Source organism: Streptomyces sp. NPDC059247 (assembly GCF_042754005.1).
Lineage (GTDB): Bacteria > Actinomycetota > Actinomycetes > Streptomycetales > Streptomycetaceae > Streptomyces.
The window spans coordinates 22,381-36,013 of record NZ_JBHYZW010000034.1 but is presented as its reverse complement, the minus strand read 5'-3'; the positions used below and the strand labels follow the sequence as shown (position 1 = coordinate 36,013).

The window sequence follows — 13,633 nt, the reverse complement described above, 5'->3', positions numbered from 1 at the left end:
GACCCACAACATTCTCGGCACTCACAGCTTCGCCACCCCCTTGGCAATGAACGCCACCAGCGCGAAAACCGCGACCACAGTGACGACGAAGGCCACATCGGCCATCGTGGACTCCCGGTGAAGAAGGAAGAGCGGATGTTCGGACGAGTCGAGGAAACAGCCTCCCCGGCCGCCTCCGGCCCTCGTTGACGCCGCCCTAACGCCCTTGACGCCGCTCTTGACGCATCCCCTACGCGCGGGGGCCCCGCGTCAGGGTTCCGTGGGGACGGGCACGCCCGGCACCCGGACGGCCGCGCGGGGCAGGGTGACCACCATGGTGAGTCCGCCGCCGGGCGTGTCCTCGGGGGTGAGGGTGCCGCCCATGGCCTCGGTGAGGCCCCGTGCCAGCGCCAGACCGAGGCCGACGCCGGTGGTGTTGTCGGTGTCACCGAGCCGCTGGAACGGTTCGAAGACGCGGTCGCGGTCGGCGGCCGGGAGGCCGGGACCCCGGTCGACGACCCGGAGCTCGACGCGGCGGGACAGCGTGCTGACGCCGAGGAGGACCGGGCGGCCGGGCGGGGAGTGGCGGACGGCGTTGGCCACGAGGTTGGCGACGACCCGTTCGAGCAGGGGCGGGTCGGCGAGGACGAGCGGCGCCTCCTCCAGACCCTGGAGGGTCACCCGCCGTCCCGTGTCGGGAAGGCCGTCCAGGGCGGCGGGGAGGACCTCCTCCCAGGCGGTGGGGCGCAGGGCCAGGGTGAGGGCCCCGGCCTGGAGGCGGCTCATGTCGAGCAGGTTCTCCACGAGCCTGCTGAGCCGGGCCATGGACTCGTCGGCGGTGGCGAGCAGCTCGTCGCGTTCCTCGGCGGTGAAGTCCACGTCGGGGCTGCGCAGCGAGGCGACGGCGGCCCAGCCCGCGGCGAGCGGGGTCCGCAGGTCGTGGCTGACGGCGGCGAGGAGCGCGGTGCGCATCCGGTCGGCGGCCCGGACGGGTTCGGCCTCGGCCGCCGCCTCGGCCAGCCGGGCCCGTTCGACGGCGGCCGTGACGTGGGCGGCGAACGCGGCCAGGACCCGGCGTTCGGCGGCGGGCAGGGTGCGTCCGCGCAGGACGAGGAAGCCGTCGTCGCCGACGGCGACCTGACTGGCGTCGGGGTCGTCCACGGGACGGTCGACCAGTTCGGCGGCGACGGCGCCGAAGGTCTCCCGGGTGCGGGCGAGGAGGGCGGGGACGGTGTGCTCGCCGCGTACGACGGAACCGGCGAGCGCGGAGAGGGTCTCCGCCTCGGCGGTGGCGCGGGCGGCGCGCCGCGAAAGCCGTAACGACCGGTCGACGACCGCGGCGACGACCGCCGCGACCAGGGCGAACACCCCGAGGGCGATCATGCTGTCGGTGTCGTGGAAGGTGAACTCCCCGATGGGTGGCAGGAACCAGTAGTTGAGCAGCAGGGACGCCGTCACGGCGGCGACGAGCGCGGAGCCGATGCCGCCGACGCAGGCCACGCCGACCACCGTCACGAGGAAGAGCAGGACCTCGCTGGTGAGGTTCAGGGTGCCCCTGGCCCGGTCGAGGAGCAGCGTCAGGAGGACCGGGAGGACGACACCGGCGAGGGGGCCGACGATCCTGCGGGGCGGGGACAGCGGCAGACCGCGGTGGCGGGTGGGCAGCAGGCGCCCCCGTCCCGCCCGTTCGTGCGTCACCATGTGCACGTCTATGTCGTCGGAGAGCGTGGTCGCGGTCTCGCCTATGCCGCGCCCGGTGAGGAAACGTTCCAGACGGCCGCGTCTGCTCGTGCCGAGGATCAGCTGGGTGGCGTTGCCCGCGCGGGCGAAGTCGACCAGGGCCGCCGGGACGTTCTCGCCGACGACCGTGTGATAGCTGCCGCCGAGGCTCTCGACCAGGCGTCGCTGACGGGCGAGCGCGGTGGACGAGGCGCCCGCCGCGAGGCCGTCGCCGCGCACCACGTGCACCGCCGACAGTTCGCAGCGGGCCGATCTGGCGGCGATGCGGCCGGCCCGGCGTATGAGGGTGTCGCCCTCGGGGCCGCCCGTCAGACCGACGACCACCCGTTCCCGGGCCTCCCACACCCCGCCGATGCCGTGGTCGGTGCGGTACGTCCGCAGGGCGTCGTCGACCCGGTCGGCGACCCAGAGCAGGGCCAGCTCGCGCAGGGCGGTGAGGTTGCCGGGGCGGAACCAGCTCGCCAGGGCGGCGTCCACCACCTCGGGCGGGTGGATGTTGCCGTGCGCCATCCTGCGGCGCAGCTCCTCGGGGTCCACGTCGACGAGGACGATCTGGTCGGCGCGGCGGACGAAGTCGTCGGGGACGGTGTCTCCCGGCGGCACTTCGGTGATCTTCTCGACGACGTCGCTGAGGGATTCCAGGTGCTGGACGTCGACCGTGGTGAGGACATCGACGCCCGCCGCGAGGAGTTCCGCGACGTCCTGCCAGCGGCGGGCGTTGCGGTGTCCTGGCGGGTTCGTCCGGGCGAGGTCGTCGACGAGGAGCAGCGCGGGGCGACGGCGCAGGGCGGCGTCGAGGTCGAAGCCCTCGGGGGCGCGCCGGGACGTCCCCGCCGGGGTGTCCCGGGGGGACTTCTCGGGGGCGTCCTCCCGGAACCCTTCCGGGGCGCCCCCGAGACGCTTCCAGAACCCTCCGGGGATGTCCCCGACGGCCCTGCGGAATCCTTCCGGGGTGTCCCCGACGGTGCTCTCCGGGACGTCCCCGCTCGTGCCTCGGGGGGCCAGGCGTTCCAGACCGGCCAGCAGCGCCTCGGTGTGGGGGCGTCCCCGGCAGTCGGCGGCGCCGACGACGACGTCCGTGCCCCGGGCGGCCCTGCGGTGGCCCTCGTCGAGCATCCGGTACGTCTTGCCGACGCCCGCGGCGGCGCCGACGAGGACCTTGAGTCTGCCGGGGCGCGGGGCGGGCGGGGGCTGGGAGCCCCGGGCGGGCGGGGGCGTCTCCGGTCCCTGGGCGGGCGGGACCTCCGGGCCCCGGCCCGGAGGTCCCGTCTCCGGACGCCCGGCGCCGGTCAGAACTTCTCCGGTCGGATCAGTGCGGCCACCAGGTAGCCGACGAGGGCTGCGGCGACGACGAGGCCGACCACGTTCTCGACACTCATGGACGATCAACTCCCCTTGGGTACGGGCGGGTTCCGGGACGCGGTGCCGCTTGCGTCGAAGCCGGTGGCGGCGCTGCCGCCCGTCCACTGTGACGCGCTCCCGCCGCAGGGGCCGGTGCCCCTGACGGACCCTTGACGGATCCCGTACGGGAGGGTCACCCGGTCGGGGGTACGCGGGCCGGGGACGGGCCGGAGACAGGGTGCGGGGACACGGAGCCGGAGCCAGGGGCCCGAGGGGCGCGGATCAGGGGCGCGTGCCGGGACCCAGGGGCGCGAGGCCACCGACCGACCGCCGTCCGTCCGCCGTCCGCCGTCCGCACCAGGCACCAGGCACCCGGCACAGGAGGCGTACAGCCGGACACGTACGACCGGGCACGTACGAGCAGACCCGCACGACCAAGCTCGTACAAGCAGACCCACGCAAGCAGACCGGCACGACCAGGCCCGTACCAGCAGACCCGCACGACCAAGCTCGTACAGCCAGCCCCGTACGACCGGACTCGTCCGGCCCGCGGCCACCCCCCTGGCGGGCCGCGGGCCGGAACGTCCCTCGCGTCGGACGGCCGTGCGCGTATCGAGGTGTCGGTCCGGGCGGTCGGTCCGGACCGCGCGCGCCGCCGTTCGGGACGGCACGCCCCCACCCACCTCGTACGGCCGGACGGTCGCCCGGTTCCCCCGTGAGGCGATCATCCTGTGCCACGCCCCGGGCGGACACGCCCGCCGTTGACACCCTTCTGACGCCGCGCCACCCGTCTTTGACGGGGCCCTGACGGCTCGGGAAAGACCTCGTCAGAGGCCCGTCAAAGCCCGCGCCCGAAGGCCTTCCCCGGGCTTCCCCGGGGCTAGATTCTCCCTCGGTCGCTCACCGGTCCGGGGGCGTCAGTGGCCTGATCGTCCCGGACCGCGGGGGCGCGGACCGCCCCTCCCCATACGACGTCCGCGCCCCCGCTCCGCGACCGTGCCGTCCGTCCACGGCCGTGCCGAGGGCGCCGGGGCACCCCGTCCCCGGCGCCCCGGCACGAGGATGCCGGGGCCCTCCGCCCCCGCCGCCCGTGTGCCCGAAGGCCCGCCCGCCGTCCCTCCGCCCCCGGTCTTCCCCCGGTCTCCGCCGACGACGGCCGAGCGGACGGCCGGCTTCCCAGAAGGTCCTCCGCGATGCACTCCGCCGCGCCCCGGCCCGCCCGTCCCTCCGCCGGTCCAGGCTTTCCTGACGAACCGTCACCATCCGTCGGCGCGCCGGGCCCCACAGGTCCAGGCCCCGCCGTCCCCGACGGCCCGCCCTCCCCTCTCGGCCCGGGAGACCCCGGCCGTCCTCCCGCCCCGCCCCGCCGTCCTTCGCCCCGGGTGCGTCCCGGACGGCGGCGGGCCGGGCACGGCGGGCTGCTCGATCCGGTGCAACTGGTGAAGTCGTTCCCGGACGCCCTGCGCAAGCTCCACCCGCGCACGCTGGTCCGGAAGCCGGTGCTCTTCGTGGTGGCCGTCGGATCGGCCCTGACGACCCTGTCCGCGCTCTTCGACCCCTCGGTGTTCACCTGGACGGTGAGCGTCTGGCTCTGGCTGACCGTGGTGTTCGCGAACCTCGCCGAGGCCGTCGCCGAGGGCCGGGGCCGGGCGCAGGCGGAGTCGCTGCGCCGGGCCCGTACGGACACGGTCGCGCTGCGGCTGCGGCACTGGCGGTACGGCACGGACGTCGACCGCGCGGCCACGGAGACGGTGAACGCGGCGGACCTCGCGCAGTTCGACTTCGTGCTGGTCGAGGCGGGAGGGCTGGTCCCGGCGGACGGCGACGTCGTCGCCGGGGTCGCCTCGGTCGACGAGTCCGCCGTCACCGGCGAGTCCGCCCCGGTGATCCGCGAGGCGGGCGGCGACCGCTCCGGGGTGACCGGCGGCACGACCGTGCTCTCGGACCGGATCGTCGTACGGGTCACCGCACGGCCCGGCCACTCCTTCATGGACCGGATGATCACCCTCATCGAGGGCGCGGAGCGGCAGAAGACCCCGAACGAGATCGCGCTCAACATCCTGCTCGCGGCGCTGACCTTCGTCTTCGTGCTGGTGGTGGTCGCGCTCACCCCGATGGCCGGGTACGCGGGCGCCGCCCCCTCCACCCCCGTGCTCGTGGCGCTCCTGGTCACCCTGATCCCCACGACGATCGGGGCGCTGCTGTCCGCGATCGGCATCGCCGGGATGGACCGGCTGGTGCAGCGGAACGTGCTCGCGATGTCCGGCCGGGCCGTCGAGGCGGCCGGGGACGTCGACACCCTGCTCCTCGACAAGACCGGCACCATCACCCTCGGCAACCGCGAGGCCGTCGCGTTCGTCCCGCTGCCCGGGGTGGAACCCGCCCTGCTCGCCGACGCGGCCCAGCTCGCCTCCCTCGCCGACGAGACCCCCGAGGGACGGTCCGTCAGCGCCCTCGCCCGGCGTCAGTACGGGCTCCTGCCGCCCGCCGGGGACGAGTGGGCTGACCTCCGGTTCGTCGAGTTCAGCGCGCGGACCCGGATGAGCGGCATCGACCTGCGCGGGAGCGACGGCGTCCGCCACCTCCGCAAGGGGGCCACGGCCCAGGTCGTCGACTGGGTCGAGCGGTACGGGGGAAGGGTGCCGCCCGAGGCCCGTGCCTGGTCCGACGCCATCGCGGACGCGGGCGGCACTCCGCTGCTCGTCGCCGTCCACGACGCGGCCGGGCCCCGGGTCCTCGGGATCGTCCATCTCAAGGACGTGGTGAAGGACGGCATCCGGGAGCGGTTCGGCGAGCTGCGCCGGATGGGCATCCGGACCGTCATGGTCACCGGTGACAACCCCCGTACGGCGAAGGCCATCGCCCGGGAGGCGGGGGTGGACGACTTCCTCGCGGAAGCCACGCCCGAGGACAAGATGGCGTTGATCAAGCGGGAGCAGGCGGGCGGGAAGCTGGTCGCGATGACCGGTGACGGCACCAACGACGCCCCCGCCCTGGCACAGGCCGACGTGGGCGTGGCCATGAACACCGGGACCTCGGCCGCGAAAGAGGCCGGGAACATGGTCGACCTCGACTCCGACCCCACCAAACTCATCGAGATCGTCGAGATCGGCAAACAACTCCTCATCACCCGGGGCGCCCTGACCACATTCTCGATCACCAACGACGTCGCGAAGTACTTCGCGATCATCCCCGCCATGTTCACGGGCGCCTACCCCGCACTGGACGAGCTGAACATCATGGGCCTGCACAGCCCGACCTCGGCCATCACCTCGGCGATCGTCTTCAACGCCCTGATCATCGTCGCCCTGATCCCGCTCGCGCTGCGCGGTGTGCGCTACACCCCGGCGTCCGCGCACGACCTGCTGCGCCGCAATCTGCTCCTGTACGGGCTCGGGGGCCTCGTCCTGCCGTTCGTCGGCATCAAGGTCATCGACCTCCTGGTCTCCACCGTCCCCGGCCTGGGGTGAAACTCCGTCAGGGCGGCATCAGGGAAGCCCCGCCGGCCTTGCCCGAGCGCTCGCGGCGGAGTTGCATGGACAGTGCGTGGCTCCAGGCCGACCGGCCGCCTCATCAGGCGGTCCGATGTCGTGCGCCCCGCCGTCCGGAGCCGCCGTCCGCCTCGCGCTGACGCGTACTCCGCCGTCCCCGGGGCGCCGTGACCGAACCGGTCCGGCGCCCCTCTTCACGTACCCCCGACCGAACGACCCTGGACCGGCCATGTCTTCTTCCCCGTCCCCGTCCCTCTCCGGCCGCACCGTCCTCGTGACCGGGGCGACCTCCGGCATCGGCCACCAGACCGCGCGGCTGCTCGCCGAGCGCGGCGCCACGGTCCTGCTGCACGGCAGGACCACGGAGGAGGCGCGCGCCGCCGTCGACCGGCTCGTCACGCTCTCCGGCGTCCCCGAGGCCCGACTGCGCGCCCACGGCGCCGACTTCGCCCGTCTGGAGGAGGTGGAGCGACTGGCGGCACGGATCCTGGCCGAGCACCCGCGACCGGACGTCCTCGTCAACAACGCGGGCATGGCCGCGCCCGAGCGGCACACGGTCACCGCCGACGGCAACGAGATCGCCTTCCAGGTCAACTTCCTCGCCCACTACCTCCTCACCCATCTGCTGGAGCCCGCCCTGACCCGAGGCACCGGCGGCCGGGTCGTCAACGTGTCGTCCGCGCTGCACCGCACGGGCTCGATCCAGTGGAACGACCCCAACCGCACCCGCCGTTACTCCCGGCTCGCCGCCTACGCGCAGTCGCAGCTGGCCCTCACGGTCTTCGCCGCCGACCCGCGCGTCACCGCCGTCTCCGTGCACCCCGGCATCTGCGCCACCAGCCTCCTGCCGCTGTACGCGCACGAGGGCGAGGCCCCGGCGGAGGGCGCGGCGCACGTCGTACGGCTCTGCGACCCGGCGACCGAGATCGTGAACGGCGCCTACTACGACCGTGAGCACCGCGTCGCCCCCGCCCCCGCCGCCACCGAGGAACGCACGGTGAAGCGCCTCGGCAAGCTCGCCGGGCACCTCGTCGGCCACCCCGCCTGAGGGAGGCACCCGCAGGTCCCCGCGCCCGTGAGGAGAAGGCCCGCCGCGAGAAGGGGGCGAACCACGGCCGCGGGACCGGCGGGGGGCCGACCCACCGGGCGGGCGGCCCCCGCCCGCACCGGCCCGACCGGGTGCGCCGCCCGGACGGAACCGGCCCCGCCGAAGCGAACCACCCCGCCCCCGCCCCGCCCCACGGGGCGAGGACCGCCCCGCCCGGACCGACACGGGCCGCCCGCCGGACCCGGGCACCTCGCCCCGTCCGGACCGACCCTGGCCGCCCGCCCCGGTCGGCCCCACCGGACCCGGGCACCTCGCCCCGGCCGACCCGCCCGGGGCGGCCCCCGCCCTCCCCCGGGCGGGCCGCCCCCTCCCCCGTACCCCTGGAGGCATCGTGATCCCGCACCCCGCTCATCAACCCCCCGCTCCCGCACGGGCGTTCGTCTCCGGTGCGCCGGGGACGGGTGCGCTGGCCGAGCACGTCATCGCCACCCGGCAGGGCTCCTGGTGGACCGACCGTCCGGCGCGTCCTCGGGTCGTCGCCGTCACCTGCGGCGGCCACGCCCTCCTGGCCGGTGACCCGACCGCGCTCGTCCCTGCGGACCTGGCGCCGCTGGCCGGTCACCACGTGGAGGCGTCGGCGCGGTTCCTGCCGGTGCTCGCCGCCGCGTTCGACCGCCTGCACCCCTGGGACCGGATGCTGTACGTGCACCGCGAGCCCGGGATGGCGCCGCGCCTGCCGCGCGGGGTGACGGTCCGTCGGCTGGCGGCCGGGGACGCCCGCGCACTCGTCGCGGGCGCCCCCGACCTCGACCGCGTCCACGCGACCTGGGGCGGCCCGGCCGCGCTCGCCGCCTCGGGGCACGCCTGGGCGGCCTTCCGCAAGGGCCGGGTCCTCGCCGTGGCGTGCGCCCGGTTCACCGGGAGCCGGTACGAGGACGTGGCCTGCGCCACCGCCCCCGGGGAGCGGCGGCAGCACCTCGGCCTCGCCTGTGTCGAGGGCCTGACCGCCGATGTCGCCGCGCGCGGGCACACCGCGACCTGGAGCTGCTCGCGGGAGAACCGGGCGAGCCGTCTGCTCGGCTGGTCGGCCGGTTTCCGGCTGGTCCGGGAGTACGTCCACCACTCGACCGGGCCCTTCACCGCCACCACCGTCAGCGGGGCGTCAAATCTGCCCGCCGCCGCGTAAACACCGCGTTGCCCCGGGCCGGTCGGGGTGCTCCGGGGTCCTAGCGTCGGCGCCATGCAGCCTCCCGTCCGTACCCCCGCTCCCGGCCCCGCCCCCGTACCCGGTGCCTCCTCCGGCGTCCTGCACGACAGGGGATGGCCGGGCGAGGCCCGTGCGGCGGCCGTCTGCGCGGGCCTTCTGCTGGGGACGTCCCTGGGCGTCGACGCCGGGGCGTACGGGCTGCCGCTGTCCCACGCCCTCGGCTGGATCACGCTGTCGGCGCTGCTGTTCGTGGTCCTGCTGCCCGCCCGGGTCAGCCTGGCGCCGGGGCTGCTGACGGTCCGGGGGCCGTGGGTCACCAGGACGGTCCGCACCGACCGGCTCACGGCGGTCGCGTGGCCGACGGGCACCGCCCGGCGGCTGCGGCTGCGCGACGGGGAGGGCGTGTGGGCCGAGGTGGACCTGCGGGTCCTCCTGGACAATCCGGTCCTGTGGCTGAGGATCGAGTCCGCCGCGCTGGCGGCCCGGAGGCGGGGGACCCTGGCCCACGGGACGGCCGACCTGGCACGGCTCGCGCTCCGCGTCGACACCGAGACGACCCGCTCCGTCCTGAGGGCCTCGGGTCTGGGGTAGCGCCGGTCCGGCCGTGCGCAGGTCCGCCGGACAGGCGGGCCGGTCGGCCGCTGCTCGGCGGGGTCTCCGGAGAGAAGCCGGTCCCCGCCGTGGCCATGGCGGCGGGATCCGTCCCGGCTCCGCACCGGTCCTGCGGGGGCGTCCGCCCTCGCTCGCCCGGACCGCCCCGTGGTGGACGGCACGTAGGCTGGCGCGTGCAGCTGGTTCGCCCCGTCCGCCAGACGGGGGCGTCGCAAGAGGGAACCCGGTGGGAATCCGGGACTGCCCCGCAGCGGTGAGCGGGAACGACCGCCGTCATTACGCACTGGGTCCGAGACCGGACCTGGGAAGCGACGGCCACTAGGTGAACTCCCCCACGGGAGAACGCGCCCGCGAGTCCGAAGACCTGCCCGCTGTCCGCGCCCCGGACACCCCGTGCGCGCGGAACCGCCGAGCCGCGACTCGCGAAGGAGAGTTGACGTGGCAGATCCCGCCGTCACCGGCCTTGCCGCAGATCCCACCGACACCAGCCCCGCCCGTACTCCCGTTCCCCGTACGGAGAAGACCCCGGACGACTCCCGGGTGGTCCTCGCCCACATCATGAGCGACCACGACACCAATCTGTACGGCACCATCCACGGCGGGGTGATGATGAAGCTCATCGACGACGCCGCCGCGGCCTCCGCAGGGCGGCACGCCGGCGGGCCCGCCGTGACCGCGTCCGTCGACCGGATGACGTTCCTTGCCCCCGTACGGGCCGGGGACCTGCTGAGCGTGGAAGCCGGGCTCGAACGGGCCGGACGGACCTCCATGACCGTCGGCGTGCGGGTGACCGCCGAACGCTGGAACGACTCCGGTCCCGTCACCGAAGTGGCCACGGCCTTCCTCACCTTCGTGGCGATCGACGCGGACGGCGGTCCGCGTCCCGTGCCCGCCCTCGTCACGGCGCTGCCCGGCCTGTCCTGAGGGGGACGGGGCCGCCGTTCCTCCGGGGACCGCGGCCCCGTGCCGCACGGACCGGGTCAGGAACGTCCGGGATACGGATCAGGACAGGACCGTCCGGGATTCGGACAACATCCGGCGCACGCCCGGCGCGCCCCGTACCCTGGCGCGTGCAGCTGGTTCGCCCCGTCCGCCAGACGGGGGCGTCGCAAGAGGGAACCCGGTGGGAATCCGGGACTGCCCCGCAGCGGTGAGCGGGAACGACCGCCGTCATACGCACTGGATCCGAGACCGGACCTGGGAAGCGACGGCCACTAGGTGAACTCCCCCAGGGAGAACGCGCCCGCGAGTCCGAAGACCTGCCCGTTGCCCGCACGCGGACGATTCCGCGCGCGGTCATCCGGTGACCTCGAGGGCGGGTCGGCGACCATACGGGCGGACAGCCGTGCCATGCCGTGCACGCGCGCGTCCCTCCGTTTCCGGTCACTCCTTCCGTGTCTCGTCAGGTCTCCGGACCTCAGGGATCCATCTCGTGAAGGAGATCTCCGTGACCACGAAGTCAGCGGCCCCGGCCGCGCGCGCCACCGTGTACGGCTACCCCCGGCAGGGCCGTGACCGTGAACTCAAGAAGGCGGTCGAGGGCTACTGGAAGGGCCGGGTCACCGCCGACGCCCTGCACGCCACCGCCGCGGGACTGCGCCGGGCGAACTGGCTCGAACTCTCCGGGGCGGGCATCGCCGAGGTGCCGACCGGTGACTTCTCGTTCTACGACCACGTCCTGGACACCACCGTGATGGTGGGCGCGGTCCCCGCCCGGCACCGGGACGCCGTGGCCGCCGACGCCACCGACGGCTACTTCGCCATGGCCCGCGGCACCCAGGACGTCGCCCCGCTGGAGATGACCAAGTGGTTCGACACCAACTACCACTACCTGGTGCCCGAGCTGGGGCCCGACACCGTCTTCGTCGCGGACTCCGGCAAGCAGGTCGCGGAGCTGCGGGAGGCCCTCGCCCTGGGTCTGACCGCTCGTCCCGTCCTGGTCGGACCGGTCACCTACCTGCTCCTCGCCAAGCCCGCCCCCGGGGTGGCCGAGGACTTCCAGCCGCTGACCCTCCTGGACCGGCTCCTGCCCGTGTACGCCGAGGTCCTCGCGGACCTGCGCGCGGCGGGCGCGGAATGGGTGCAGCTCGACGAGCCCGCCCTCGTGCAGGACCGCACGCCCGCCGACCTGAACACCGCCGCCCGCGCCTACCGTGACCTCGGCGCCGTCGAGGACCGGCCGAAGATCCTCGTCGCCTCCTACTTCGACCGGCTCGGCGACGCCCTCCCGGTCCTCGCCAAGGCGCCCGTGGAGGGGCTCGCCCTGGACTTCACCGGGCCCGCCGCCGCCAATCTGGCCGGACTCGCCGCCGTCGGCGGTCTGCCGGGGAAGCGGCTCGTCGCGGGCGTGGTCGACGGCCGCAACGTCTGGGCCGACGACCTGCAGAAGTCCCTCACCACCCTCGGCACCCTCCTCGGTCTCGCGGACCGCGTGGACGTCTCCGCCTCCTGCTCGCTGCTCCACGTGCCGCTCGACGCGACGGCGGAGAAGGACGTCGACCCGCAGATCCTGCGCTGGCTCGCCTTCGCCCGGCAGAAGACCGCCGAGACCGTCACCCTGGCCACGGGCCTCTCCCGGGGCACCGACGCCATCGCCGACGAACTGGCCGCCAACCGTGCCGCGCTCTCCTCCCGCGCCGAGTCCCCCCTCACCCGCGACCCGGCCGTCCGCGCCCGCGTCGGGGCCGTCGCCGACGCGGACGGCCGCCGCTCCCGGCCCTATCCGGAGCGGGCCGCCGCCCAGCGGGCGCACCTCGGCCTGCCGCCGCTGCCGACCACCACCATCGGGTCCTTCCCGCAGACCACCGAACTGCGCACCGCCCGCGCGGATCTGCGCGCGGGCTCGCTCGACGCGGCGGGCTACGAGGAGCGGATCAAGGCCGAGATCCGGGAGGTGATCGCCTTCCAGGAGAAGACCGGCGTCGACGTCCTCGTCCACGGCGAGCCCGAACGCAACGACATGGTGCAGTACTTCGCCGAGCAGCTCGACGGCTATCTGGCCACCCGGCACGGCTGGGTGCAGTCGTACGGCACCCGGTACGTCCGGCCGCCGATCCTCGCCGGTGACATCTCCCGTCCGAAGCCGATGACGGTGCGCTGGACCGCGTACGCCCAGTCCCTCACCGCCAAGCCGGTCAAGGGGATGCTCACCGGCCCGGTCACGATGCTCGCCTGGTCGTTCGTCCGCGACGACCAGCCGCTCGCCGAGACCGCGCGCCAGGTGGCGCTCGCCCTGCGCGACGAGGTGAACGACCTGGAGGCCGCCGGGACCTCCGTCATCCAGGTCGACGAGCCCGCGCTGCGCGAGACCCTGCCGCTGCGGGCGGCCGACCACCCGGCCTATCTGGCCTGGGCCACCGAGGCGTTCCGGCTCACCACCGCCGGGGTGCGGCCGGACACCCAGATCCACACCCACATGTGCTACGCCGAGTTCGGCGACATCGTCCAGGCCATCGACGACCTCGACGCCGACGTCATCAGCCTGGAGGCGGCCCGCTCCCACATGCAGGTGGCCCGGGAGCTGGCCGCCCACGGCTACCCCCGGGAGGCGGGACCGGGCGTCTGGGACATCCACTCCCCGCGCGTCCCCTCCGCCGAGGAGGCGACGGCCCTGCTGCGCGAGGGGCTCGAGGCCATTCCCGCCGACAGGCTCTGGGTCAACCCCGACTGCGGTCTGAAGACCCGTGGCTGGCCCGAGACCCGGACCTCCCTGGAGAACCTCGTCGCCGCCGCCCGCACCCTCCGCGAGGAACTGCCCGCCACCTGACCCGCCCCCGCGCGTCGGCCGCCCGGGACGACACCCGTCCCGGGCGGCCGACGCCGCTCGCGGCCCCTGCCCGCACGGGGCAGCGGATGGCGGGTGCCGCCGGGCGCGGGCCGGGACGCCGTCCGGACGGGTCCTGACGGCCCCCGGCGGGCCGCCCGTCCCGTACCGCCGTCAGAGCCGTGTGAAGACTCCTCCGGTTCCCGGTCCGTCCGGGCCCTCCCGGCCCTACAGTCACCCCCATGAGCCGAACCGACGGACGGATGCGTGCCGACCACCGGGTGCGCCGCTTCTCGACCGCGCTCGCCACGGGCGCCGTCGTCGTCAGCGCCCTCGGGGCGACGGCCGGGAGCATGTGGCTGCTCGGGGCCGGTGCCTGGCTCCTCATCTCGGCCGTCCTGCTGGAACTCGTGTACCGCCCCTGACCTCGGCCGTTCCCGGTGTCCGCCGGG

Annotated in this window: 8 protein-coding genes, 1 pseudogene and 2 riboswitches; of the genes and pseudogenes, 7 read left to right on the top strand and 2 right to left on the bottom strand. The window is 74.9% G+C overall.

Features of this window, described 5'->3' with window-relative positions:
* Nucleotides 1–249: 249 nt before the first annotated feature.
* Together ACFXGN_RS31400 and kdpF are read right to left on the bottom strand one after the other, a co-directional pair.
* Nucleotides 250–2,895, bottom strand: a pseudogene (locus ACFXGN_RS31400) (ATP-binding protein); the annotation flags it as partial.
* Nucleotides 2,896–3,008: 113 nt separating this feature from the next.
* On the bottom strand, nt 3,009–3,098 hold the full coding sequence (kdpF, locus tag ACFXGN_RS31395; RefSeq protein ID WP_351794572.1) for a K(+)-transporting ATPase subunit F: 90 nt from the start codon (nt 3,096–3,098) through the stop codon (nt 3,009–3,011).
* 1,344 nt (nt 3,099–4,442) lie between these two features.
* On the opposite strand from kdpF, the gene kdpB reads away from it, so the two are divergent.
* From kdpB to ACFXGN_RS31360, 7 genes are all read left to right on the top strand, one after another.
* A complete protein-coding gene (gene kdpB / locus ACFXGN_RS31390; RefSeq protein WP_384865610.1) occupies nt 4,443–6,530 on the top strand; it encodes a potassium-transporting ATPase subunit KdpB in 2,088 nt (695 codons plus the stop codon).
* A gap of 250 nt (nt 6,531–6,780) precedes the next feature.
* Nucleotides 6,781–7,599 (top strand): SDR family NAD(P)-dependent oxidoreductase, encoded by an 819-nt coding sequence (locus tag ACFXGN_RS31385; RefSeq protein WP_384865608.1) that lies wholly within the window; start codon nt 6,781–6,783, stop codon nt 7,597–7,599.
* 391 nt (nt 7,600–7,990) lie between these two features.
* A complete protein-coding gene (locus ACFXGN_RS31380) occupies nt 7,991–8,785 on the top strand; it encodes a GNAT family N-acetyltransferase (RefSeq protein ID WP_384865606.1) in 795 nt (264 codons plus the stop codon).
* 54 nt (nt 8,786–8,839) lie between these two features.
* Complete coding sequence (locus ACFXGN_RS31375; protein ID WP_384865604.1) at nt 8,840–9,397, top strand: hypothetical protein; 558 nt, start codon at nt 8,840–8,842, stop codon at nt 9,395–9,397.
* A 234-nt stretch (nt 9,398–9,631) separates the two neighbouring features.
* Nucleotides 9,632–9,784: riboswitch (cobalamin riboswitch) on the top strand.
* Between the two features lie 72 nt (nt 9,785–9,856).
* On the top strand, nt 9,857–10,342 hold the full coding sequence (locus ACFXGN_RS31370) for an acyl-CoA thioesterase (RefSeq protein WP_384865602.1): 486 nt from the start codon (nt 9,857–9,859) through the stop codon (nt 10,340–10,342).
* Nucleotides 10,343–10,528: 186 nt separating this feature from the next.
* A riboswitch (cobalamin riboswitch) is annotated at nt 10,529–10,679 on the top strand.
* A gap of 186 nt (nt 10,680–10,865) precedes the next feature.
* Nucleotides 10,866–13,184 carry a 5-methyltetrahydropteroyltriglutamate--homocysteine S-methyltransferase gene (metE, locus tag ACFXGN_RS31365; protein ID WP_384865600.1) on the top strand — a complete coding sequence of 773 codons (2,319 nt, stop codon included), beginning with the start codon at nt 10,866–10,868 and terminating at the stop codon, nt 13,182–13,184.
* A 239-nt stretch (nt 13,185–13,423) separates the two neighbouring features.
* Nucleotides 13,424–13,606, top strand: a complete 183-nt coding sequence (locus tag ACFXGN_RS31360; RefSeq protein ID WP_384865598.1) for a hypothetical protein — start codon at nt 13,424–13,426, stop codon at nt 13,604–13,606.
* Nucleotides 13,607–13,633: the final 27 nt, after the last annotated feature.

Excerpts from the sequence above, each read along its gene's own strand:
- ACFXGN_RS31375 (WP_384865604.1), top strand. The coding sequence starts at position 8,840 with ATGCAGCCTCCCGTCCGTACCCCCGCTCCCGGCCCCGCCCCCGTACCC.
- kdpF (WP_351794572.1), bottom strand. The coding sequence starts at position 3,098 with ATGAGTGTCGAGAACGTGGTCGGCCTCGTCGTCGCCGCAGCCCTCGTC.
- ACFXGN_RS31385 (WP_384865608.1), top strand. The coding sequence starts at position 6,781 with ATGTCTTCTTCCCCGTCCCCGTCCCTCTCCGGCCGCACCGTCCTCGTG.
- ACFXGN_RS31360 (WP_384865598.1), top strand. The coding sequence starts at position 13,424 with ATGAGCCGAACCGACGGACGGATGCGTGCCGACCACCGGGTGCGCCGC.